A 25,168-nucleotide genomic window follows, 5' to 3' on the forward strand; every position below is an offset into this window, starting at 1 on the left:
TAAAATCAAGGAGATTAAACGTGTGGCTTATGGATTTAGAAGGTTTAAAAACTTTAAGAAACGGATCCTACTCATGAATAAAACCTTAATAAATTAAAAAACAAGCAACTAATCAGTTACTTGCTTTATAGGGGAAAGGAGTTTCCCACACGATTTGACAAAGAGCCACTAAACATTACTTAATTACTTAACAAAAACATTTTGACAAACTATCATTAGCTGCCAATGCTTGAAGTCGTGTCCCAATTTCACTAAGACCCAAAATCGGAATCTCTGAAATATCGACCATCACAGCATTGTGATTTTCTGTTAAGAACAAGGTTGATGTTTCTGGCGTCGCATTGACGAAGAGGACAGTATCATCTTCTGTTAATACATCATAAATCACGCTTGTTTGTTTATACTCAGCATTTGGTGTCAAATCAGAAAGCGCAATTTGTTTCACAAAGCCTTTCTTAGTGACAACCGTCAACATATCATCTGCTACAAAATTACTCACAACTTTCGCAAAGACAACTTTTTCAAATGATACAACATCATTTACCAAATCAGCGATAGGTTGACCTTTAAGCTCACTATCAAAGCTGACTTGCGCCAAATCTTTTATCGGACTGTAAATCATACGACCAAGATTTGTGAAAAGCAGAATGCTATCTGACAAACTTACTTTTTCTGCGAAGAATGTTGTTGCTTTAGCTTTGATCATCCTAACTTTATCATTCGTCACAAAACTCGCATCTGTACGATTGATGAAACCGTCAGTTCTCAAGGTTACAAGCATATCGTTAGGTTTACGACCACCAAAGTAGGCTGTCCCTGCTACACCCGCAAGCAAGCCACCTAGACCAATCATTGACATCAGACGTGAATCAGATTTAGCATTAGTATTTGGCAAGATATGGCTTTGTGATGCTGTTGGCGTTGACGTTGGTGCTGGCGTACTAGCAGTATTTGGAATCGCTGGTTCTTCTGGTGTTGGCGTTGGTGCTGGCTCTGGTACTCCCGCACCTTTCGGCGTTGGATCTGTTTCATTTGGAATACCGTCGCCATCCATATCTGAGTCAAGTTTATTGACAATGCCATCGCCATCAATATCATCGTCTTCAGCATTTGGAATGCCGTCGCCATCAACATCCAAAGGATTTTCGATTGGTAATGAAGGATTTCCTTCGACAAACGTATTATCAGGAATCAAGCTCGCCGAATTATCGCCATCTGGCGTTCTATCATAAGCATTATTAATGCCGTCGCCGTCCTTATCAACGTCTTTGGCATTTGGAATGCCGTCCCCGTCAATATCGGGATCTTGTTGATTTGGAACACCGTCGCCGTCTACATCCGTCGGATCGCCGATGAGATTGTCAACATTGCCATCATGATAGCCATTATCAATCGTATCTGCCGCACCTTCTGGTGTTTCGTCCAGTTCATTTGGAATGCCGTCGCCATCCATGTCATCATCTCTACTATTGATAATGCCATCGCCGTCAATATCTCTATCCTGACTATTTGGAATACCGTCGTTGTCAACGTCGCCTAGCTCAACGATTGGATTCATCTTATCATTTTCATGATAAGCATTATCTGGGATTAACTCGCCTGACTGATCGCCTCCTGGTGTGTCCTCATACTCATTGTTTATGCCGTCGCCATCCATATCATCGTCTTTAGCATTTGGAATGCCGTCCCCGTCAATATCTGGGTCTTGCTGATTCGGAACACCATCGCCGTCTACATCTGTTGGGTCAAGGATTGGTTTATTCAGATTACCGTCATGATAGCCATTATCGTCGGGATCTGGCGCACCGTCTGGGGTTTCGTCCAGTTCATTTGGAATGCCGTCGCCGTCACGATCTGTATCCTTACCATTGACAATGCCATCACCGTCAATGTCGTTATCCTGACTATTTGGAATACCGTCCCCGTCTACATCGCCAGGTTTCACAATTGGTTTTGCAGGATTATTATCATGGTAGCTGTTATCTGGAATCGGTTTACCCGATTGGTCACCATTTGGCGTTGAATCATAGGCATTGTTAATACCATCGCCATCAATATCATCGTCCTCAACATTTGGAATACCGTCGCCGTCTGCATCTGGGTCTTGCTGATTCGGAACACCATCGCCGTCTACATCTGTCGGATCTTCAATTGGTTTTGTCAAATCGCCGTCATGGTAACCATTATCAACTGGATCTGGTGCGCCACTAGGTGTCTCATCAAAGCTATTATTAATACCATCACCGTCACGATCCGAATCAACCGCATTTGGTAGACCATCGCCGTCAATATCTTTATCCTGACTATTTGGAATGCCATCGCCGTCTACATCGCCAGGTTTTTCAATCGGCTTCGTCAAGTCGCCGTCGTGATTCGCATTATCAACTGGGTCTGGCGCACCTTCCGATGTATCATCCGTTTCATTTGGAATGCCATCGCCATCGCGATCTTCATCTTCACCATTTAGAATACCGTCGCCATCAATATCATCGTCCACGCTATTTGGAATACCGTCATTATCAACATCCCCTGGCTCAACGATTGGTTTTGTCGGGTCATTTTCAAGGAAAGCATTATCTGGAATCAACTCACCAGATAGGTCGCCGTTTGGTGTCTTATCAAAATTATTGTTGATACCATCGCCGTCAATATCGTCGTCTTCAGCATTTGGTATACCATCGCCATCAATATCTGGATCTTGCTGATTCGGAACGCCGTCGCCATCAACATCCGTTGGATTCTCAATCGGATTAGATAAGTCGCCGTCATGATTTTTGTTATCAGTTGGGTCTGGCGCACCATTTGGTGTCTTGTCAAGCTCATTTGGAATGCCGTCGCCGTCACGATCAGGGTCCGCAGTATTTTTAATACCGTCACCGTCAATGTCGTTGTCCATACTATTTGGAATACCGTCATTATCAACATCCCCCGGCTCAGCAATAGGTTTCGTCGGGTCATTTTCAAGGAAAGTATTATCTGGAATCAACTTACCAGATTGATCGCCGTTTGGTGTCTTATCAAACGCGTTATTGATACCATCGCCGTCAATATCAACATCCTTACCATTTGGAATGTCGTCACCGTCAACATCTGGGTCTTGTTGGTTAGGAACACCATCACCATCAACATCCGTCGGGTCAAGAATTGGGTCTTTCAGATTACCGTCATGGTTGGCATTATCCTTAGGATCTGGCGCACCATTTGGCGTCTTATCCTTATCGTTTGGAATACCGTCGCCGTCTTTGTCTATATCCGTACCGTTTGAAAGACCGTCATTGTCAATGTTGTCGTCCATACTGTTTGGAATGCCGTCGCCATCAACATCGCCAGGCATCTCGATTTCATTATCGCTATCGCCATTATGCCATGCGTTATCAGGAATGTTATCCCAAGCGTGATCTGAATCATATTCTGAACCACTATCAAATACTGAATCGCTATCTTCTTGCGAATCGGAATCAGCTTCTGAATCACTGTCTTCTTGCGAATCGGAATCAGCTTCGGAGTCACTATCTTCTTGTGAATCGGAATCAGCTTCGGAGTCACTATCTTCTTGCGAATCGGAATCAGCTTCGGAGTCACTATCTTCTTGTGAATCGGAATCAGCTTCGGAGTCACTATCTTCTTGCGAATCAGAATCAGCATCAGAATCACTGATTTCTTCCGAATCTGAATCGACCTCGGAATCACTGGCTTCTTCTGAATCTGAATCTTCCTCAGAATCTGAATCCTCTTGCGAGCCTGAATCTACTTCGGAATCACTGTTTTCTTCTGAACCTGAATCTTCCTCAGAATCACTGTTTTCTTCTGAACCTGAGTCTACTTCGGAATCTGAATCTTCCTCGGAATCTGAATCGACCTCAGAATCTGAATCTTCCTCGGAATCTGAATCTACCTCTGAATCACTGACTTCTTCTGAATCTGAATCTACTTCGGAATCACTAGCCTCTTCTGAACCTGAATCTACTTCGGAATCACTGTCTTCTTCTGAACCTGAGTCTACTTCGGAATCACTGTCTTCTTCTGAACCTGAGTCTACTTCAGAATCACTGTCTTCTTCTGAGCCTGAATCTTCTTCAGAATCACTGTCTTCTTCTGAACCTGAATCTTCTTCGGAATCACTGTCTTCTTCTGAGCCTGAATCTTCTCCGGAATCTGAATCTTCTTCTGAACCTGAGTCTACTTCGGAATCACTGTCTTCTTCCGAGTCTGAATCGGCTTCGGAGTCGCTGTTTTCTTCAGAATCTGAATCCTCTTCCGAATCCGAATCCTCTTCTGAATCTGAATCCTCTTCTGAATCTGAATCCTCTTCTGAATCCGAATCAGCTTCTGAATCTGACCCCTCATCGGAATCAGATGCAGATTCAACTTCTGAATCCGAATCCTTCTCAGAATCTGAATCTTCCTCTGAATCTGAATCCTCTTCTGAATCTGAATCCTCTTCTGAATCTGAATCCTCTTCCGAATCTGAATCCTCTTCTGAATCTGAATCTTCCTCTGAATCTGAGTCCTCATCTGAATCTGAGTCCTCATCTGAATCTGAAAGATCGTCAGATTCATGTAAAGAATCTAAATCACGCGTATACTCAACCTTACCATTACCATCTACGACTTTATCTCCGCCCTCAGTAGGTTTAGGTTTTGTTGACAAATCAACATTTATTGTTTCAGAAGGTCCAGAAATCCAGCCTTGTTCGCCAGTTCTTGGTATAGTATCCAATGATACAACACCTGTATAAGGATCAACCTCTGCCAAATCATCAGCTTTTGTCGCTGGATCGTCAATCTTCTCATAAAGTGTTCTCTCAGGATGTTGATTGACATCACCATTTACAGCAAAATTTGCCAGATAAGCATCAAGTGCTACTTGATTATTTAAAACATCTGTCGGAATCGCAATCTCTTTGCCTGTTACTTTATCTTTATACCATGTGCGTGTGACTGTTACAGGAATTTCCTCAAGGATTGACGCTTTATCTCCCTCATAGTCATGCTCAATTTTGAAATTAACGATATAAGTTTCAACTACTTTCTCAGTATCATGAACTAACTGAATCGTATAAGTTTCACCACCAGCAAATACAGCATTGTCAGAGAAATTCGAGGACTTCACGATGTAGCCTTTAGCCTTGTAAGCAGCAATTCGACTAGCAATATCATACTCAGGCGAAGCGATAATACTAGTGCCTTCCTTACCAGTTACAACAACTTTATCATCTAAAATAAGACCAGTTGAGGCATCTCTAATCGTAAATGTTGCTGACTGAACGTTATCCCCAAGTCTAATATCAAGTGTTTGCGGTTTCGTATCAGCCGTTTCAGCACCAGTTGCATGATCTAAGTTATCTGTTGCATCATACTTGAAAACTTTCGCTGCTTCTTCAGAACTCAGTTTATAGCCAGCAGGAATTGTGATATTGCCCATAGCGAGCAACTCAGCATGCGTTTTCTCTAAGCCAGACGTCCCACCAGAAATACGATAAGTTGTGCCAATCTGCTTGCCATCCTTATCAACCAGTCTAACCGTCAACTCTTGTTTAACGGGTGTCACATAAAGTGTCGTTTTTGGCGTATTTTGCACCAATACTTCCGTTGTTGTCGGTTGCGCATGGGTCGTATCTAGTTTATAGCCTGTTGGGATGTTGGTCGCAGTGTAGTAAGGGTCTGTCCAGTCAATGATATTGCCAATATTAGCTGTCACAAGCCCACGTGTTGACTCCTGTTCAGAAGTTGCCACATCTGCCACATCAACAACATCCCCTGTAACAGAATTGACATATTGATAAGTGACATCATCAACGCCTTTGCCATAAACATAGACATTATAAACGTACTCAACGCCCTCCATTGGCACAATCATCCGCTCAAGCTGACCTCTAGCATTGCCATTATCAGAAAAAGTCGTCGGATCGCCCTTAGACTGTTTGTCTGCCGCCGCAATTGGGTTGACTTGCTCATCAAGCGCCCACTTATAGTTGCCAGGCATGTTATCATGAACAAAAGCCGAAACTTCAGCTGGCATTTCTTGACCAACATAATACTGTTTATGCCCTTGCGCATCTAATTGATTGACATCCAAATCTACCGTTTTCACGATATGAGCGACATCAGTTGTGCTTGTAGCACTTTGGTCAATGTAGTTGATTTTGACTGTTCCGTTTGGAATGCCGTTGGTTTGGAACTCACGAACATCATTAACATCCACAGTAGGAAGTGTTATATTGTCTCCACCAATTCGGTCAAGCGTTGCTGTATTGCCAGAAATTGTCATCTTTGCAAACTTAGTATCATTGATAGCTGGCGTTGTTCCATCGCCTTGATAAGTCGCTTCTTTCCACATATCAACTGATGAATTATCTAAGATAAATTGACCACTGGAACTTACATTAAAAATATTACTAGAGTTACTAACTAGACCCGCTGATGTTAAATTTGCAATATGCAAGGCTTTGGGCGACACAAATTTAACGATTGAATTATCACCAACATTAAAGACGTTACCTGCATTCCATTGTTGAACATCTAAAATTGTCCCCGCATTAAAAGTAAATGTACTTCCATTTCCTATACCAGCACCATTATCCTGTGACATACCCGTTGCAGTCATTTTCAAATTCTTACCAAAAGTATAGTTACGATTAGATTGCGCTAAAAACAAATACCTAAACTTGTATTGTTCCCAAGTAATATCGTCCCCTGCTGTGAGTGTTTCAACATCAAGGAAACATTCCCATAGATTAGTTCCCGTCTGCATACCAGCATCAGCTTTGATATGAACACCATCGCCAATATTGAAAACAGCTGTCGAACCACCAGCATTATCAGCCCAAATCATTGAATCTGTATCACCGGCTAAAGTTCGCTCTTGTGTGACAATAGCATTATCAACAAAGTTGACATTATTTGCCCAACCCATTTCTTGACAAGCCGTTGTATAAATTTCTCCCGAAAGCGTTATTTGACCGTTTGGTCCACGAAGACGAAAAAGACGGTCTACATTGTTCGCATTACCTGTTACACTAAGATTTTTTCCTTGTATACCTGTATAAGTAACATCATCAAGGTTGAAATTCCATCTACCGTTAGCTCCCGTTGTATCACAATCAACTAAGGCGTAATCCGCAGAAGGGTAATCCCCCCTCACACTGATATTTGTTAATGTGAAATTTTTCTGCCCTTGAGTCGCTGTACGACCAGCAAATTGGAAAACAGTTGCACCAATATCTATCGTATGACCGCCACCATCAATAACTAGGTCTTCTTGACGACTGTCGGCACCAAAATAATTGATACCAATGCTCGTTTCTCCTGCAAGCGTACTTGTGCGGTCAAAATCAGCGGTAATTTCGATATAATGGATATCTTGATTTTTATAAGCAGCTCGTAATTCAGCTATCGTTTCAACTTTAACATAAGCACCTTGTACTCGCGCATTCAAGGCATTAGTTGCGGCTGTCTTAACATCGTTATCTGTCCCCTCCATTACCAAAGTCACTTGTGGCAATGCTTTTGCAGTTGCTATTGCAGTACCATCTTTTGTGGCAGCCACTGCATCTGGCAACGGCACATGCACTGATGTTGTTGACTTAACAGGCGTATTATCATTTTTCGTCACTTGCTCCTCAAAAGCACCACGATTTGCATCAAGCAAACTCGCCACTTTCAAAGTTTCTTTGACAGTAATCGCACGTTCGGCAAGTAAGCTCGGCGCAACATCTGCTTTTTTGTTCTCAGTTTTTTGAGACGAAACAACCGTTGTATCATTTTCATCGGCAGAAGAAATCAAGGCATTCCCCGCAACAGCACCACCCGCAATCATTGTCAGGATAGAACTAGCATAAATCCACTTTTTCCCGCTTTTCCACATCCGATAGTGAGTATTTTTAGTCTCTTTGTTTTTCCGTAACAAGTTACTTGTACTTAATTTTTCCATCTTACGTTCCTTCTAAGTTTTCCCTAAATTTCCAAGCAGATAACGACAGCTTTTAGTCTTTAAAACCATGTTGGCATTACCTATTTCAGAAATTTGCCTCTAATATTTCTATACTATTCCAATTATATAAAATTTTATAATGGCAAAAAAAATAAGTTCTGATTTTGAAACTTTCTTAAAAGAGAAAACAACTCAAAGCCCTTTCTGTCACTTATTTAATTCGGTTGTTGTAGATTTCAATATGAATCAGACTTTTCTAGTCTTTATCTATATCAAAAAACTACTTGACCATCATAAAGATCAAATAGTTTTTTGTTTTAGTTAGTTTATATTAACAATTTTACGTCATTTTATTTTCAATCTTTGATAAACGCCCTACAAAACAAAAGAAAATTGACTTCCCACCTCACAGCTCAACAATCTTCCCAGTTTTCAAGTAAACAATCCATTCACATAGATTTTTCGCATAATCGCCAATCCGCTCCAGATACATAATCGTCATCAAGTAGTCTTTACCAGTCGTGATTGTCTCGCTATTTTCCGCCATGGCATCGAGCGTTTTCGTTTGAATCTCGCCGTGCATTTGATTGACCGTCTCGTCCCAACTGGCAATATCGCGCGCGCGGTTGTCGTCGCTTTGAATATAAGCATTGAGCGCTGCATCAACGATAGATTTCACGCGCTCGCCCATGAGTGAAATATCCGCCTCAACAACAGAAATCCGCTCCTCGCCTTTGAGGTTAATCGTTGCCTTGGCAATGGAAACCGCGTGATCCCCCATACGCTCCAAATCAGACGAGGCTTTCAGCACCGTGATAATCGTCCGCAAATCTTGCGAAACAGGTTGTTGTAAAGCAATCATCTCAAGTGACTTAGTTTCCAATTTTGTCTCTTGATCATTGACTTTTTGGTCTTCTTCGATAACTTCTTCTGCCAAATCGCGATCGTGGCTGACAAATGCTCGCACCGCCCGATTGACTTGCGCTGAAACCAGCGTTCCCATTGAGTAAAACTGGTTATGTAACTTGTTTAATTCCTCTTCAAATTGTGTTCTTAACATAAACTCCCTTTCATTTTCATACTACCCAAACTTCCCAGTCACATAATCAGAGGTTGCTTGTTCTGACGGATTGAGAAAAATTTTATTTGTTTTATCATATTCAACCAGCTTACCATTGAGGAAAAATGCCGTTCTATCACTGATACGACTGGCTTGCTGCATGGAATGCGTCACTATCAAAATCGTATATTTTTCCTTTAATTCTAACAACATTGTCTCGATTTTACCAGCTGAAATAGGGTCAAGCGCCGAGGTCGGCTCATCTAACAACAGGATGTCAGGATTGACCGCTAAAACACGCGCCATACAGACCCGCTGCTGCTGACCGCCTGATAAACCAAGCGCTGAGCTGTGCAATTTATCTTTGACCTCATCCCAAATATTCGCCGATTTAAGCGACTCCTCGACCGCCTCATCAAGCACGGCTTTATCCTTGATTCCCTTTAACCGTAAGCCGTAGACAACATTTTCATAGATAGAAAATGGAAAAGGATTGGGCTGTTGGAACACCATGCCAATCTCTTTACGCAAATCAACTGTATCCGTCTTGGTGCTGTAAATATTCTGCCCTTTATAAATAATCTCGCCTGTGACTTTCGCAGTTGACACCAAATCATTCATGCGATTAATCGACCGCAAAAGCGTTGACTTACCAGATCCCGATGGCCCAATCAGCGCCGTAATTTCATTGAGATAAAAAGCCATATTGATGTCAAACAAGGACTGTTTTTTGCCATAAAATAATGATAAATTCTTGACTTGTAATATCGGTTCTTTTTCTGCCATATCAGCCTCCATTACCCAAAATGCCCAGAAACGTAATCTTCGGTTGATTTAAGTTTAGGGCGCGTAAAAATCTTACTCGTCTCATCATACTCTATCAAATCGCCCGAGTAGAAAAAACCAGTATAATCGCTCGCACGCGCGGCTTGTTGCATGTTGTGCGTAACGATGATAATCGTATAGTCTTTTTTCAGCGCCAACATCGTCTCCTCCAGCTGCATCGTCGAAATCGGGTCAAGCGCACTGGCCGGCTCATCCATGAGCAAAATATCAGGCTTAACCGCAATCGCTCGCGCAATACACAAGCGTTGCTGCTGACCACCAGACAGCGCCAAAGCCGACTTGTGCAAGTCATCCTTGACCTGTTCCCAAAGCGCCGCTTGCTTGAGTGATGTTTCGACAACCTCGTCCAAAATCGCCTTATCTTTGACACCTTGTCGTTCCAAAGCAAAGGTAATATTACGATAAATGGATTTGGAAAATGGATTCGGTCGCTGAAAAACCATGCCGATGTGCTTACGCATCTCATAAACATTGACATTTGGCTGATTCACATCGACACCTTGATACCAAATCTCGCCTGTCACTTTGGCAATGGCAATCGTGTCATTCATGCGATTAAGACTACGCAAATAAGTTGATTTCCCAGAACCAGACGGTCCAATCAGCGCCGTAATTTTATTTTTTTCAAAGCACATATCAATGCCTTTGATTGATTCATTATTACCATAATAAACGTGTAACCCCTTGGTTTCAAGTGCAATCTCACGCCCATCAAAGTCAATCATGTGCCGTTCATTCCAATTATAATCTACCATTTTTTATCCTTTCACACTTGTCAATCTCGCATGAATTTTATTGCCAATAAATCTGGCACCAAAGTTAAACATCAAAACAAAAAGGATCAAAACAGCACTTGCACCTGCAGAAACAGCGGCACCGTCTGGCACTGTTCCCTCGCCATTGACTTTCCAGATATGAACTGCCAAAGTTTCGGCTTGGCGGAAAATTGAGATTGGCGAGCTGACTGACAAGGGATTCCAATTTGACCAGTCAAGTGCTGGCGCTGATTGACCTGCTGTATAAATCAATGCTGCAGCCTCGCCAAAAATTCTGCCTGATGATAATATCACACCTGTTAAAATACCTGGTAAACTCTCAGGAACGATGACATGCAAGACCGTTTCCCAACGCGACAAACCAAGCGCTAACCCAGCCTCTCGTTGCGTATGATGAATGGCTTTTAGTGATTCTTCGACATTTCTTGTCATCAAAGGAAGATTAAACACCGTCAGCGCCAAAGCTCCCGAGATAATTGAGAAACCGTAGCCAAACTGAACAACAAATATCAAGAAACCAAAAAGCCCAACGACAACTGAAGGCAAAGCGCTCAGAATCTCAATCGACGTGCGAACCAACGACGTTAGCCATGACTTCTGATTCGCATATTCCGACAAATAAATCCCCGCACCAAGCGACAGCGGAAAAGAAATCAACATCGTGATTATCAGCAAAAACACGCTGTTAAAGAGCTGAATGCCGATACCGCCGCCGACTTCATAAGCCTTTGCGGGACTGGTCAGAAAGTGCCAAGAAATGTGAGGAATGCCACGCGCAAGGATATAAGCCAAGAGCGAGGCGAGAATGACAACGATAATGCCCGCAATCACGTAGAGGAGATTTGTTGCGATTTTATCAGCTTTTTTAGGGGTCATCAGCTATAAACTTCCTTTCTTAGCAATCGTGCGCATGCCAATATTGAACACAAGCGACATGAGCAAGAGAATCAAGGCAAGCGACCACAAAACATTGTTTTGCACCGTTCCCATAATCGTATTGCCGATTCCTTGAGTTAAGACAGAGGTCAGCGTTGCTGCGGGCGAGGTCAGACCTGTGGGCATAATGGCGGCGTTGCCGACAACCATTTGAATCGCAAGTGCCTCGCCAAATGCCCTAGCCATGCCGAAAACGACAGCGGTCAGAATCCCTGGCATAGCAGCACGTAAGAGAACGCGGTAAATGGTCTGCCACCGTGTTGCGCCAAGCCCTAAAGACGCCTCTTTATAATGGCTCGGCACAGCTTTCATGGCATCAACAGTCATGGAGGTGACAGTCGGGAGAATCATCACAAAAAGAACGAAAACGCCAGACAAGATACCAAAACCAGTCCCTCCGAAAATGTTGCGAATGGTTGGGACAACAACGGTCAAACCGATAAAACCATAGACAACAGACGGAATGCCAACCAATAATTCAATAACAGGCTGCAAAATTTTCGCGCCACGGTTGGGCGAGATTTCAGTCATAAAAACCGCTGCACCAATCGCAAAAGGTGTCGCTAGAATCGCAGATAATATCGTCACGATCAGCGACCCAGTAATCATGGGTAGCGCGCCAACCATAGGTTTGCCGTCAGGGCCAAGCTCTGTCGGTTGCCAAGATGTGCCAAAAAAGAAACTGAAAGGATTGATTTTATCAACGAAAAATGTTGACAAACCTTTTTTCGCCACGAAGAAAAATATCATCGCAACGACAAAAACGATAATCGCAATACAGAAAAAAGTCAGTGTTTTTCCGAATGTTTCAAGTTGGGAATTTTTAGATTTTGATAGTAATTTTTCTTGGATATTTTCTTGTGCCATTGACGCCCCTATTTTTCGATGACTCTACCAGTCGCATCACGTTCAACTTGCATCTCGTTGACTGAGATATAGCCCATTTTCTTGACTAATTTTTCTTGAATGTCGTCAGATAAAACATAATCGAGAAAAACTTTTGTCAGCTCAGTTGGCTGACCCTTGGTATACATATGTTCGTAAGCCCAAATCGGCCAGTCGTTGTTGGCAACATTTTCTGTTGTTGGCTTAAAACCATCAAGAGAAATTTCAGTCACTGTGTCATCAATATTTGAAAAAGCCAGATAGCTAATCGCACCAGGCGTTTGCGCCACGATTGACTTGACCATACCAGATGAATCTTGCTCTTGCGAACTTTTAGCTTGTTTACCAGCCATAATCCAGCGCTCAAAAGTCGCCCGCGTACCCGATCCTGCCGCACGGTTAATCAAGACGATTTTCTGATCTTTGCCACCCACGACTTTCCAGTTCGTGATTTCCCCTGTGAAAATCTGGCACAACTGCTCTGTTGTGAGCGCCTTAACGCCCACTTTTTTATTGACAATCGGTACAATCCCAACCACTGCGACCTTGTGATCAACCAATTTTTGGGCATCTATCCCGTCTTTTTCCTCGGCAAATAAATCAGAATTACCGATTTGAACAGCACCAGATTGCACTTGTGACAGCCCCGTTCCCGAACCACCACCTTGAACATTGATAAATTTACCAGTGTTGTCTTGGGCGAACGTTTCTGCTGCCGATTCAACCAACGGCTGTAAGGCACTTGAGCCAACTGCTGTGATTGACTCGCCCTTGTCTATCCATTTGGCGCAAGCTGACAGGGGTGCTAGTAGTAGCAATAATAAAGTTAAAAAAATTAATTTCTTTTTCATGCGCTCTCCAATTCAGTTGTTTAGCTATTTCTATTTTATCATTTCTACTTGAAATCAATGTAAAATTTGTGTAAAAAAACGTTTGAAAGGCTCGCTTTCAAACGTTTTAAAATTATTTAAGCGCATCTCTAAAAACTGCTTGTTCAAATTTTAGATAGATTTTCCTGTCAGCGATTTTATGAGCTGACAAAATCTGGGAAATCTGAATTTTTAGAGCTGCCCTTAATTACTCTCCAAATTTTTCCTTATAGTCTTGATAAGCCTTGTTCGTTGTTGTTTCCCAGTTTTCTAAACCTTTATCTTTCAATTGTTTAATGAAATTATCCCAGTCTGACAAAGGGCGTTGTCCCAAAATAAATTTCAAGGTTTCTTGATCCACTGTATCTTTTAGATTGGTGTTAATAATCGCTAGTTCTTCTGCCTCCAAATCTGCCATAGGTGCGGGTGGCATTGCCTCTAATGAGACAGAATCTGTTGCCATCTCTTCCAACCATTTGCGGTCAGTGTCATTGTAGATAGAATTAACCAGATAAGCAGCATTCCCAAAAGCAAAAGCACCATTTCCGAATCCAAAATCTTTTTGTAAATCTTTTGTGCCAGTTGGGTTGAGTCCGCGGGTATTGACATCCTTAGCTAAATTAATTTTGCCACCATTTTTTATGTCTCCCTCAGTTGTGTAAGTTTCACCCTCAACACCCCAACGTGCAAATAATTGACCTTCCTCAGAAAAAATCAGCCAGTCAATAAATTGGAGCGTTGCTTTAAAATTCGGACTTTCTTTGATTTTACTTGAAACCATGAAACCATTTGACAACCGACCAGTCCCGTTAATTCTGCCATTTGGTCCACCAGGAATCAGTAAACGCATAACTTCAAAATTACCTTTGCCTAGCGTTTCATCCATTGTTTCAATCATACTCGTCATTTCCTGCGGATTGGTCGAAATCACAAATGATTGACCGTTGACAAATTTTTGAATGGCTTGCGGGTCATCTTGCGTGAAACTTTCCTTATCCATTAAGCCCTCTGAAACTAATTTGGCAAAGAATGTGACGACTTCTTTGTAGTTGTCACTGGCGCCATTGTAGACAAATTTATCAGCAGATTTATCGAAATTTTGTGGATTGTAACCATTGCCAGCGCTCGAACCATATTCAACAGCCGCAAGCTCCAGTGTCTTACCAGCTACCCAACGGTCAGAAAAGAGATAGTTGTCTGGATACTTCGCTTTTAAGGTTTTCAAAGCTTGGTAAATGTCTTCCCAAGTTTCTGGAATAGGAATCCCCTCTTTCTCAAAAATATCTTTGCGAATGGCGATTGACGCCTCGGGACAAGGTTCTTCAAAAACCATTGGTAAATTATAAAATTTGCCGTCAACTTGACGAATGCGCTCCAAATCTGGTTCTAACTGCCACTCCTTAATCGCAGCTTTAAAATTTGGCATGTAATCAATATAATCAGAAATTGCCAAAATCTGACCACTGGCAACAAATTGCGATTCTTGTCCTGCATAAACATTGGTCATCAAAGTCGGTGCATCACCCGAACTTATCATCAAGGAGCGTTTTTGCTCCAAATCACTCATAGGCGTTATAACTGGGGCAAAGGAAACATTGGTCATTTCTTTTAATTTTGTGTTAAATAACCAGTTGTCATCCCAAGGATAGTTGGGATGTTCACGATACAGCACATCCACTGTGAAAGCCTTAGTTGCTTTAAATTGCTCGCCTGCTTTGAAATCTACCATTGCGCCAACTGATTTGTCCTTGGGAATTTCGATTTTGTCGCCGTCTGCTGTCTTTTCAGCTTTTTTAGCATTGCCACACGCAGCTAAAGTCAAAGCTGCCGATAAAACAAGCACACTCGCTGTTACTTTTTGCCATTTTTTCATAAAGATTCCTCTATTCTATCATTTTTTAAATTGAAAACTTTTAAAATTAAAATCTGCACCAGGTAGAAAAATAAAAGTTATCTGATGATTACCGATTATTCGCTCTAACGCAAATTCGACACAGCTATAATCATGACTTTCTGGAAAATCAAGAAAAATTTTTCTCGTTTCTTTTTCATCTGATATTTTAAGCTGAATACTTGTTGTGACTTGATTGGCTCTTCCGATAATTTGAATCGCAGTTGCCCCCACGTCACCAAAAGCCATCTCAGAAAATTCTAGGACAACATTATTGCCGATGTGTTCAATCACATCTTTTCTTATCTCAAATGAATCGCCATAAATCTCATCAGCCTCATTTGCCAGCAAAGACGTAAAGGCTTTGGCTTGCTTTTCAAAAACAAAACTGCCCAAATGAACTTTTTGACGAAAAACAAAACTAATCGTTTGCACACCTTTTAACCTTTTTGGCAATGAAAATTGCTGGTCTTGATAAGTATTCCATTGCGTGCCTTGAGTGTAAATAACCGTAGCCACGCACGCACTCTCTGGCTCATGCGGATAACCTTGCCAAATTTCAATCTCAAATGGATTGTCCTCCAAAGGAAAAAGTGATAAAGTCAGCTCGTCCGAGCCAAATGTCCCGAAATCAACCTTGTCAAAAACAACCCAACTTTCCTCGCCACGACTTGTCGCAACACCACGCGCATTGCCGTTTGATAAGGGGAGATTACTTCTCGTATAGAGCCCACCAGTAATCTGTTGATAAGCATTCAACAGCGCCTCTTTGAAACCTAGAATCGTTAGGGGCAAGAGGGCATAATTTTGAATCTGCGCCGCGCCATTTTTCGTGCCACATCTGATGAAAATATCGCCGTCCGCAAGCGGTGTCAATTTGACTGTTTTATCATCAAGCACTTTAATTTCTGCTAAGCTACTGTCAATTCCCTTGACATCCGTCACGCGCCAGTCAAGCGCTTGATATGTCGCTTGTTTAGGAAATAGAGTTGCCGTTATCAAAATCTCTTTCTCACTTGTCTTTATTTGCGTGCTTGACAAATTTGTCGTTAGCGCAATTTTGCGGACAGGTAAGATTTCTGGTAATACCAGTTGACGTATCGGTTCTTGTTTTGCTCGATAAGTTAGCGTTTTGAGCGTTTCAGAAGTCAAAGAGAGAGTAACCGTTTCAAGTGTCGGACTTTTGACACAAACTTGAATTTCTCCCGATTGTGTGGTTGAGCCAATCATTGCTAGTAATTTTCCGCTAAATAAAGGCTTAACATTTCCTTTATATTCGGTAAAATCTGTGCTATCTCCATTATCTAAACCAATTAGAACGCCTGCCCCACTCACTTCAACTTGCACCCAATTATTAGCATTAGCGACAAATGTTCCTTTGTCATCTCGCATTGAGATTTCCAAAAAGGCGATATCTTCCCCATTTGCCAATAAAATTGTTTTGTCTAATTGAGTCGAAATCGTTTTTGCATCAGAAAATGATTGAACGCTATCCTCTGCGACAACATGACCAAACTCATCATAGGCCTTAGCGAGCAATTGCCCAGTTTGATAAGGCAAGTGCCAATTCTCAATCAACTTGTCAAGCTGACGTCTGCCCAAACTTTCGCCATTGAAAAACAGCTCAATTTCTGGCGCATTACTACAAACACGCAAATCAATCAATTGATTCTCCGAAAAATCCCAGTAAGGAAAGAGATGAATCATCGGCGCTTTGCGATAATCCGTCCAAGCAGCTTGAAAAATGTAGTAAGCATCTTTTGGAAAACCAGCCGTGTCAATTTGTCCTAAATAGGCAGTTTTACTGTGATAAGGGGTCGGCTCGCCAATATAATCAAACCCCGACCAAATAAATTGTCCCAATGAAAAGGAGCAATCACGCTCAAAAATTAAGCAATCTTCGATACTTTTAGCGCCCCAACTCGTTCGACTATTCCCCAAAGCAGAACATTGAAAATCATCATCAGCCAGCATACTTTGCGCCAAAGGAAAATGATAAATGCCCCGACTTTGCACAACAGAGGCAGTCTCACTGCCATAAATAACCCAATCGGGATACTTTTCATGATGTTCTTGATACAAAGTCTCGCCATAATTATAGCCAACAATTTTTAAAATAGCCGCCGCTTTTTGCGTTTTCTCCCAAAGTAAATAATTCGTCCCAAAAGTAATCACAGCATTTTGATACGGATCAAACTGTTTGACATAAGTAACCAAACGTTTGAGCGTTGCCTCGCCATCATCACGATTATGCGTATCAGAAATTTCATTACCGATACTCCACATGAAAACAGACGGATGATTGCGCTCACGTTTTATCCAACTCTCAACGTCTCGCGCCACCCAATCATCAAAAAATCGCGCATAATCATAAGTTGTCTTAGGATGTCGCCAAACATCTGTCAACTCCGATTGAACCAAGAAACCTAGTTCATCTGCTAATGCCAAAAGTTCCGGCGTTGCAGGATTGTGCGCCGTGCGAATCGCATTGACACCCATTTCTTTTAAAAGATTGAGCTGCCTTTTTAAAGCAACTTGATTGACAGCTGAGCCAAGCAAGCCCAAATCATGATGTAAGCAAACACCTTGAATTTTCATTGACTTGCCATTTAAAAATAACCCTTTGTTAGTTGTTAAGTCAATCTTGCGAAAACCTAAATTTTCCAGATTGTGACTGCTTGTGTATCCAGTTTCAAATGTTGTCACTAACTGATAAAGTTGCGGTCTTTCAGTTGACCAAAGTTGTGGCGCACGCACCCAAAACTTTTCAGTATGAACAAATAACTCATTTGGCGGAATCGTCAGTTGCTGGGACACTTTTTCTACTTGCTTATCTTGATAGGACAAAACATGTGATAAAGTGCCAACACAGACTTTTTTTTGAGTATTGCGAATCATCGTTTCAATTGTTACAAGCCAGTCTGTTTCTGACTTTTGCGCCAAATTAACATACACACCATTTGATACGAGATAAGTAAGCACAGTTTTTCGATACCAAACATGACGGTAAATTCCTGCGCCAGAATACCACCTCGTGTTCGGCGTTTGATTTCTCACACGAATCACTAACTCATTTTTACCAACCTGTAAATGCTCAGTTATCGCAATTTCAAAGCCTGTATAGCCATTTTTCCACTCGAAAATCTTAACTTGATTCAGATAAATCTCACAATCCATGTAAACGCCGTCAAATTGCAAAAAATGCTGTTGATTGGTCAATTCCTCAGCCGTCTCAACCCATAGCTGACGTTTGTACCATCCCTCACTATCTCGATAAAGATGTTTCACATCCTTAATCAACCAATCATGTGGAATAGATATTTTTTCAAATTGTTCAGCCAAATCAAGCACTTTTTGAAAAGAAAAATTTTCTCCCAATGGTTGCTCAATAAACTGCCAATCGTTATTTAACCTTTCTTTCAATTGTCACCTCCATTTCAAATTTTTTCCTTTCTCACGGATAACTCCTCAGGTTATGCCTAAACTGAGGAGTCATCCTTGAGAAACGTATGACTGTCCAATCAAGAAAAGTTTGAGTAAATTTGTTTACCAAATCTACCATAAAATAATTGTAATCGTTTTCAACAGATTATGCTATAATTGATTTATCCAAAAAATATAATAATTTGAAACTTGAGAAGACTAAAATGCCCATTTATTATAACCGACTAAATCACAATCTCCCTTTCCAATTTGACTGCATTGGCAACAATTGGCAACAAGAACCCAAAAACATGCCAAATGGTTGTCCCAATTTCCATTTTTTAATAACAGAGAGCGGACAAGGAAAAGTCGAGATTGACGGTAAAAGCATGCTATTAAAAAAAGGGCAAGGCATTCTCAGTGCGCCTTTTACCCCACTTATTTATCGTGCTTGTGACACTAGCGACTGGCAAACTGGTTTTATAACAATTCAAGGCTTTATGGCAGATAAAATTACTGATATGATTGGCACGTATGATTATTTTATTATTGATGAAAATAGCACATTTGATTACTTTGCTTGGCTCAGTCAAGTTATCGCTTTACAAACTAAAAAACCATTACCACAACATGAATTATCGAAACTTTGCTATGCCTTTATTTTGAGTTTTCAAACCAATTCACAACATCTTTCGTCAAATAAAAGTCAGCTTTTTGAGTTATATGTCAAACCAACAATGGCACAAATTGAGAAACATTACGCTGAAAAGATTCAAATTCATGATTTAGCCAGCGATTTATTTATCACACCACAATATTTAGCAAAATTATTCAAACGCTTTTTAGGTGTTTCTGCCTCAAAATTTCTCCTTGAAATCCGCATGACTAAAGCCAAAGAATTATTAGTCAATCAGCCCGATTTATCCATTCAAAAAGTTTGTAATCTCGTTGGTATAGATGACGCTAGTCATTTTATCGCCTTGTTTAAAAAGGAAAATGGTCTGACACCTCTTGTCTTTCGTACAAGTAAACAGTTGAGAAAATAAGAGAACACAGAAAGAATTACCTAAAAAGTTAATTTACTCTAATGGCATTTTTTATGATTGACACACACGAAATGAAAATTTTATCTTAAAAAGCTGATTTAGCAATTATTGCGGACGATTTAACGAAAAAATGAGTTTAGTTTTACACGCAAAATCAACCAAAGGACAATTAAAAACATGTAAAAGTGTCTGTCTGTTTCGTTTAAACGTCATTTTACATATCACAAATATTAATTCAACGTTTAAACAAGACACATAGGCGCTTTTACACGTAAAATCAGAGGCGGTTGATAATTAGACACATTTTCCTAATTTCTGATTAAGGGCATCTCTAAAAACTGCTTTTGTTCATTTTTAGATAAAATTTTCTTAGGCTAGGAAATTCGACGAAGGCTTGCTGGTGCAAGTCAAGGAGGATTGACGACGACTAAGGGAATTTTAGCAATTTTTTCATGCACCGAGTAACCGCAGGTGCAAAAATGGGCGAATCTGAATTTTTAGAGCTGCCCTTAACTATCTCAACACAGCAGAGCGACGTAACTTTGTTATTTCAAATTTTAACAGAAATTCCCCATATTCACGAAACACTTAGCGGCACAGCGTATTGATAACTTTTTATGACAGTTTTAGTGTAAAGAGCGTGTCAGTCATAAAAAGTTACCATAAACATAGCAAAGCGAATTGATTTTATCCCATTTCCATCAAAAAAACCGCTGATTTCTCAACGGTTAAAAGCCTTCAACTGCTTAGCAATATCGCGATTTTGTTCCTTACGCTTAAGCGTTTCGCGCTTGTCATAATTTTTCTTACCCTTGGCAAGTCCCATTAGCACCTTTGCAAAACCGTCCTTGATATAAACTTTCAAAGGGACAAAACTCATGCCTGCTTGCGCAATCTCAGCCTCAATTTTGGCAATTTGTTTTTTATGCAACAAGAGTTTTCGCGTGCGAATCGGGTCAACATTCCAGATATTCCCCTCGTCAAATGGCGAAATATGCACATTACTCAGCCAAACTTCGCCATTTCTGACACGAGCAAATCCGTCACGAATATTGATCCGCGCTTGTCTAACCGATTTGATTTCCGTACCTGTCAGCACAATTCCTGCCTCAAAAGTTTCGATGATGTCGTAATCATAATGCGCTTTTTTATTGGTCGCAACAACATTATCTTTGACTTTTTCTTTTGCCATATCATAACCTCCTATTTTTTCTTACCATTTTTATAGAAAGGCTTTTTATCTTTATTTTTCTTCCAATCTGGGCGTTTATCACGCCCGCCTTGTTTGTTGCGGTCATCTCTACTACGCTTTTCAACAGCTTCAACGACATCAAATTCACTGTCAACATGTTCAAAATCAATATCACCAGTTATCTTATCAGACTTAACTAACTTGACTTTGACAGGCTGCCCCATACGGAAAACCTTGCCTGTGCGCTCGCCCTTGAGGGTCAAATCGCGCTCGTTGAAATTGTAAAAATCGTCGCCGAGGGTCGACATATGCACCAAGCCCTCAATCGTGTTCGGGAGCGACACAAAGAACCCAAACCGCGTGACCGACGAAATCGTGACCTCATACTCAGTACCGACATAACTCTCCATATACTCGGCCTTCTTCATCGCCTCAACAGCGCGCTCGGCATCAATGGCACGGCGCTCACGAGACGACGTTTGTTGCGCAATTTCTGGGATAATCTCGGCAAAATGGTCGAGAACTTCCGACGTCGGCTGGCTTTCAGCACGGATAAGACGGTGCACCAACAAATCTGGATAACGACGAATCGGCGAGGTAAAATGCGTATAATAGTCCGCCGCCAAACCGAAATGCCCAAGATTATCCTCATCATAACGCGCCTGTTGCATCGAACGCAAAAGCATGGTTGACAAGACAATCTCGCCAGGCTGACCTTTAATCTGCAACATGAAATCTTGCAAATCTTTCGACTGCATTTTCTCAGGCGTCCCTTTCAAAGGGATACCAAAAACGGAGGCAAAATCAATAAAACGTGTTAATTTATCCGCTTTTGGATGTTCATGGACACGATAGATAAAAGGCAATTTACGTGTCGCAAAACTGCGCGCAACGGTTTCATTGGCAATCAACATGAAAGATTCAATCATCATCTCAGCCGTCCCACGTTTGCGAACTTGAATATCAATTGGCTTACCTTTTTCATCAACGATGATTTTCGCCTCTTGCGTTTCAAAGTCAATTGAGCCACGTCTTGCCCGCATGGCAAGTAAAATCGCATGTAATTTCGACATTTGTTCAACAGATTCTGCGATTTTGGCAAATTTTTCAAGAAATTCGACTTTACCAGCCAACATCTCATTGACATCAGAATAAGTCATCCGCTCAGTCGTTTTGATAACTGACTGGTCAATTTTATACGTCACAACATGCCCGTCAGCATTAATCTCCATCACACACGATTGTGTAAAACGATTGACACGCGGATTGAGTGAACAGATACCATTTGACAAACGCTCTGGGAGCATCGGCACAACGCGGTCGGTCACATAAGTTGATGTGCCACGGTTAAGCGCCTCACGGTCAAGCGCAGAGCCTTCTGTCACATAATAGCTAACATCAGCGATATGCACGCCCAGCTCAATATTGCCGTTAGGCAGCGCCTTGATATGCACCGCATCATCAAGGTCTTTGGCATCAGCGCCATCAATCGTAAACGTAATTTCATTGCGATAATCTACACGATCAACGATGTCTTTTTCTTCAATCTCGTCTGGCACAGCATTCGCCTCAGCCATAACATCTTCTGGAAATGGCGACGGAATCCCCATCGATTCCAAAACTTCAAGCACATCAATTCCTGTATCTGTTGACTTCCCGATGATTTCCACAACCAAACCTTGCAAAACATCTGGAAAATCACGGTCGGGATAATGCGTGATGTCCACCCGCACAATATCGCCAACTTCTGGCTGCAAACCTTTTTTAGAAATGTTGGTTTTAAAAGGAATTTTCTTATTTTTATTCACAACGTAGCCCAAAAGTGACCCGCTATGTTTTTTCTCCTCTTCATCAAATGCGTAAAATTCGCCGACAAGACCAGTGATAGCGCGCGATTTAATAGCGACAATTTTCCCTTCAGCCTCATTACCTTTGAGGGAATTAGCAGGAGAAGTAATTTTGACCTCAACCACATCTTCGTTCATGGCAAATTTAGTATTGCCACGTTTGACGAAAACGTCAGGCTCATTTTCACCGATACGAACAAAGCCAAAACCGCGTGGATTGGCTGAAAATGTTCCCTCAAGAACTGCTGCCTTGGGTTGTGGCAAAGCGATATTGCCCCCTGCTGTCACTTCAATCACTTGACTTTCTTCAAGTTGGGCAATCGTTTTGAGTAAATATTTGTAATCGCTCGCCTCATCAGACAAACCAAGATGACTTGCCAACATTTTTGGCGAAATAGATTTTGACGGCATAGCGGTCAAAAATTCTGTGATTTTTTTACTTAATTTCATTTATTTTCTTTCTACAAAAATAACATAAAAGCTGAGATTTTATCCCAGCTTTTTTCAATACTCAAACAAATCTAAAACATAGCACAAATTCAAGTTAGTTTGGCAACAAAATCTTAGTAACTAACAATCATCTTAAGGCACATTTTTAGAATTAACCGAGTATATGACATTGATTATCTAGTTGATAAAACAACTAACGCAAAGCCAACAGCAAGCCAAATAGCAATCATAACACCTGTAAAACGTTGCATAACAGCCTCAAAACCACGCGCTTTGCGACGTTCAAAGAGTTCATCACCACCACCAGTAAAGGCGCTTACTCCCCCATCTTGTTTAGAGGGTTGAATCATGATTGAGATAACCAAAACAACAGACAGAGCAATCAAAACATAAATTAAAAGATTATAAAGCAATTCCATTATTATTTTTTTCCGACTTTCTACAAAATATACAGTATATTTCATTATACCATAAAAAATTTAAGTTTGCTGAAATAAATGAAAAGAAACATATCCATTGATAAATTTAAAAAATAAGCGCATAATAAATGTAACAAATTTGAAATTTAGGAAAATAATTCCCTAAAACTCTTTGCGACTAACGTCGCTCAATCGTTAAAGGAGTAGCCATGACCTACATTACATCAACTCAAGAACGCCACATTGATATTGTTGACATTCCGTCACTTGAAAAGCTCGTCCAAGCTAATATGGCAAAGGGCGCATTTGGTTATCTGGCGGGTGCAGCTGAAGATGAGCTTGTTCTCAAAGCTAATCCACTTGCTTTCAACCACAAACATATCGTACCACGTGTTTTACAAGATATTCAAGATCCTGACCTGACGACTGAATTTCTCGGTCTCAAACTTTCATCGCCCATTATCGGTGTGCCAATTGCTGCTCATGGTCTTGTTCATGAAAAAGCCGAACTTGCAACTGCTCAAGGTGTCGCAAAGGCTGGCACAATTTTCAGCCTGTCAACTTATGGCAATGCAACAGTTGACGAAGTAGCTGCCGTTGCACCTGATTCGCCTAAATTTTTCCAACTTTATATGAGCAAAGATGATGATTTCAATCGTTGGATTCTTGACAAGGCGATCAAAGGCGGCTATAAAGCCATTATCCTGACTGCTGACTCAACCCTCGGCGGTTATCGTGAAAGCGACATCATCAATAACTTCACTTTTCCAAACGTTATGCGCAATTTAGAAGAATGGTCGAAACTTTCGACTGACAGTGAAAATGGTGCAGGAGAAGGCATTGCAGCCATTTATGCCAAGGCTAAGCAAGCGCTGAGCTTACGTGATATTACTTTCATTAAAGACTATACGCATTTACCTGTTTTCGTCAAGGGTATTCAGTCTGCGCATGACGTTGAACCTTTGATAAATGCTGGTGTAGATGGCATTTGGGTGTCTAATCACGGCGGTCGCCAACTTGATGCAGGACCTGCTAGTTTTGACGTCTTAGCTGACATCGCAAAAGCTGTCAATAAACGTGTGCCAATCATTTTTGATTCAGGTGTGCGCCGCGGTCAACACGTTTTCAAAGCTCTTGCAAACGGTGCGGATATTGTTGGTATTGGCAGACCTATGCTTTGGGGACTTAATCTCGGTGGTAGCCAAGGTGTGACGGACGTTTTCGAGCATTTTAAAAAAGAGTTGCGGATTAACATGCAGCTAGCAGGAGCGCACACGATTGCAGAAGTTAAAGAAACAAAATTAATTGATGCTTGAATGCACGCTTTTTGAGAAAAAGATACGTTGATGTTGATAAAATCTCAGCAATGCTTGCTTTCGATCGTGTGGTTTGTTTCTTTTTATAATTTTTTCCCTTCAAACGCGTGAACAACACCCTTTTTACTTGTTCATGCGTTTGTATTGCCTCACACGGTCATTTCATAAATTTAATTTATCCGACAAATTCCGAAATTTCACAAGTTAAATAGCTATTTCAGACGATTATTTCCCTAACCGCTTTAATTTTCATAAAAAATCTGTTAAACTTTCGTTATG

The 25,168-nt window shown here is 41.2% G+C and carries 14 protein-coding genes; 2 read left to right on the forward strand and 12 right to left on the reverse strand.

Translation table 11 applies throughout. From position 1 onward, the window contains the following. Nucleotides 1–187: 187 nt before the first annotated feature. The 9 genes from Hs30E_RS06345 to Hs30E_RS06385 all read right to left on the reverse strand — a co-directional run bounded on the left by Hs30E_RS06345 (nt 188) and on the right by Hs30E_RS06385 (nt 18,619). Nucleotides 188–7,933, reverse strand: a complete 7,746-nt coding sequence (locus Hs30E_RS06345) for a pectate lyase-like adhesive domain-containing protein (protein ID WP_172208930.1) — start codon at nt 7,931–7,933, stop codon at nt 188–190. Nucleotides 7,934–8,339: 406 nt separating this feature from the next. Then, nucleotides 8,340–8,993, reverse strand: a complete 654-nt coding sequence (gene phoU, locus Hs30E_RS06350; RefSeq protein WP_172208932.1) for a phosphate signaling complex protein PhoU — start codon at nt 8,991–8,993, stop codon at nt 8,340–8,342. 21 nt (nt 8,994–9,014) lie between these two features. Continuing rightward, nucleotides 9,015–9,779: a phosphate ABC transporter ATP-binding protein PstB gene (pstB, locus tag Hs30E_RS06355; protein WP_172208934.1), complete on the reverse strand. Its 765-nt coding sequence runs from the start codon at nt 9,777–9,779 to the stop codon at nt 9,015–9,017. An 11-nt stretch (nt 9,780–9,790) separates the two neighbouring features. Next, nucleotides 9,791–10,594, reverse strand: a complete 804-nt coding sequence (gene pstB, locus Hs30E_RS06360) for a phosphate ABC transporter ATP-binding protein PstB (protein ID WP_172208936.1) — start codon at nt 10,592–10,594, stop codon at nt 9,791–9,793. Nucleotides 10,595–10,597: 3 nt separating this feature from the next. Further along, nucleotides 10,598–11,491 carry a phosphate ABC transporter permease PstA gene (gene pstA / locus Hs30E_RS06365; protein ID WP_172208938.1) on the reverse strand — a complete coding sequence of 298 codons (894 nt, stop codon included), beginning with the start codon at nt 11,489–11,491 and terminating at the stop codon, nt 10,598–10,600. A 3-nt stretch (nt 11,492–11,494) separates the two neighbouring features. Beyond that, nucleotides 11,495–12,418, reverse strand: coding sequence for a phosphate ABC transporter permease subunit PstC (pstC, locus tag Hs30E_RS06370; RefSeq protein ID WP_172208940.1), 924 nt, complete (start codon nt 12,416–12,418; stop codon nt 11,495–11,497). 8 nt (nt 12,419–12,426) lie between these two features. Beyond that, nucleotides 12,427–13,287 (reverse strand): phosphate ABC transporter substrate-binding protein PstS family protein, encoded by an 861-nt coding sequence (locus Hs30E_RS06375; RefSeq protein ID WP_172208942.1) that lies wholly within the window; start codon nt 13,285–13,287, stop codon nt 12,427–12,429. A 226-nt stretch (nt 13,288–13,513) separates the two neighbouring features. Beyond that, nucleotides 13,514–15,178: an ABC transporter substrate-binding protein gene (locus tag Hs30E_RS06380; RefSeq protein WP_172208944.1), complete on the reverse strand. Its 1,665-nt coding sequence runs from the start codon at nt 15,176–15,178 to the stop codon at nt 13,514–13,516. 18 nt (nt 15,179–15,196) lie between these two features. Beyond that, nucleotides 15,197–18,619, reverse strand: a complete 3,423-nt coding sequence (locus Hs30E_RS06385; RefSeq protein WP_172208946.1) for a glycoside hydrolase family 2 TIM barrel-domain containing protein — start codon at nt 18,617–18,619, stop codon at nt 15,197–15,199. A gap of 311 nt (nt 18,620–18,930) precedes the next feature. Here Hs30E_RS06385 and Hs30E_RS06390 point away from each other — a divergent pair, with 311 nt between their 5' ends. Then, nucleotides 18,931–19,665: an AraC family transcriptional regulator gene (locus Hs30E_RS06390; RefSeq protein WP_228462010.1), complete on the forward strand. Its 735-nt coding sequence runs from the start codon at nt 18,931–18,933 to the stop codon at nt 19,663–19,665. 721 nt (nt 19,666–20,386) lie between these two features. On the opposite strand, the gene smpB is transcribed toward Hs30E_RS06390, so the two are convergent. The 3 genes from smpB to secG form a co-directional block, all read right to left on the reverse strand. Next, entirely contained in the window at nt 20,387–20,857 is a 471-nt protein-coding gene (gene smpB, locus Hs30E_RS06395; RefSeq protein WP_172208950.1) for an SsrA-binding protein SmpB, read from the reverse strand. 11 nt (nt 20,858–20,868) lie between these two features. Beyond that, nucleotides 20,869–23,154 (reverse strand): ribonuclease R, encoded by a 2,286-nt coding sequence (gene rnr, locus Hs30E_RS06400; RefSeq protein WP_172208952.1) that lies wholly within the window; start codon nt 23,152–23,154, stop codon nt 20,869–20,871. A gap of 173 nt (nt 23,155–23,327) precedes the next feature. Next, a complete protein-coding gene (gene secG, locus Hs30E_RS06405) occupies nt 23,328–23,573 on the reverse strand; it encodes a preprotein translocase subunit SecG (protein ID WP_172208954.1) in 246 nt (81 codons plus the stop codon). Between the two features lie 209 nt (nt 23,574–23,782). Here secG and Hs30E_RS06410 point away from each other — a divergent pair, with 209 nt between their 5' ends. After that, nucleotides 23,783–24,889, forward strand: coding sequence for a lactate oxidase (locus tag Hs30E_RS06410; RefSeq protein ID WP_172208953.1), 1,107 nt, complete (start codon nt 23,783–23,785; stop codon nt 24,887–24,889). Nucleotides 24,890–25,168: the final 279 nt, after the last annotated feature.

This window comes from Pseudolactococcus hodotermopsidis, assembly GCF_011170085.1.
Classification (GTDB): domain Bacteria; phylum Bacillota; class Bacilli; order Lactobacillales; family Streptococcaceae; genus Pseudolactococcus; species Pseudolactococcus hodotermopsidis.

Excerpts from the sequence above, each read along its gene's own strand:
- Hs30E_RS06345 (WP_172208930.1), bottom strand. The coding sequence starts at position 7,933 with ATGGAAAAATTAAGTACAAGTAACTTGTTACGGAAAAACAAAGAGACT.
- phoU (WP_172208932.1), bottom strand. The coding sequence starts at position 8,993 with ATGTTAAGAACACAATTTGAAGAGGAATTAAACAAGTTACATAACCAG.
- pstB (WP_172208934.1), bottom strand. The coding sequence starts at position 9,779 with ATGGCAGAAAAAGAACCGATATTACAAGTCAAGAATTTATCATTATTT.
- pstB (WP_172208936.1), bottom strand. The coding sequence starts at position 10,594 with ATGGTAGATTATAATTGGAATGAACGGCACATGATTGACTTTGATGGG.
- pstA (WP_172208938.1), bottom strand. The coding sequence starts at position 11,491 with ATGACCCCTAAAAAAGCTGATAAAATCGCAACAAATCTCCTCTACGTG.
- pstC (WP_172208940.1), bottom strand. The coding sequence starts at position 12,418 with ATGGCACAAGAAAATATCCAAGAAAAATTACTATCAAAATCTAAAAAT.
- Hs30E_RS06375 (WP_172208942.1), bottom strand. The coding sequence starts at position 13,287 with ATGAAAAAGAAATTAATTTTTTTAACTTTATTATTGCTACTACTAGCA.
- Hs30E_RS06380 (WP_172208944.1), bottom strand. The coding sequence starts at position 15,178 with ATGAAAAAATGGCAAAAAGTAACAGCGAGTGTGCTTGTTTTATCGGCA.
- Hs30E_RS06390 (WP_228462010.1), top strand. The coding sequence starts at position 18,931 with ATGCCAAATGGTTGTCCCAATTTCCATTTTTTAATAACAGAGAGCGGA.
- smpB (WP_172208950.1), bottom strand. The coding sequence starts at position 20,857 with ATGGCAAAAGAAAAAGTCAAAGATAATGTTGTTGCGACCAATAAAAAA.
- rnr (WP_172208952.1), bottom strand. The coding sequence starts at position 23,154 with ATGAAATTAAGTAAAAAAATCACAGAATTTTTGACCGCTATGCCGTCA.
- secG (WP_172208954.1), bottom strand. The coding sequence starts at position 23,573 with ATGGAATTGCTTTATAATCTTTTAATTTATGTTTTGATTGCTCTGTCT.
- Hs30E_RS06410 (WP_172208953.1), top strand. The coding sequence starts at position 23,783 with ATGACCTACATTACATCAACTCAAGAACGCCACATTGATATTGTTGAC.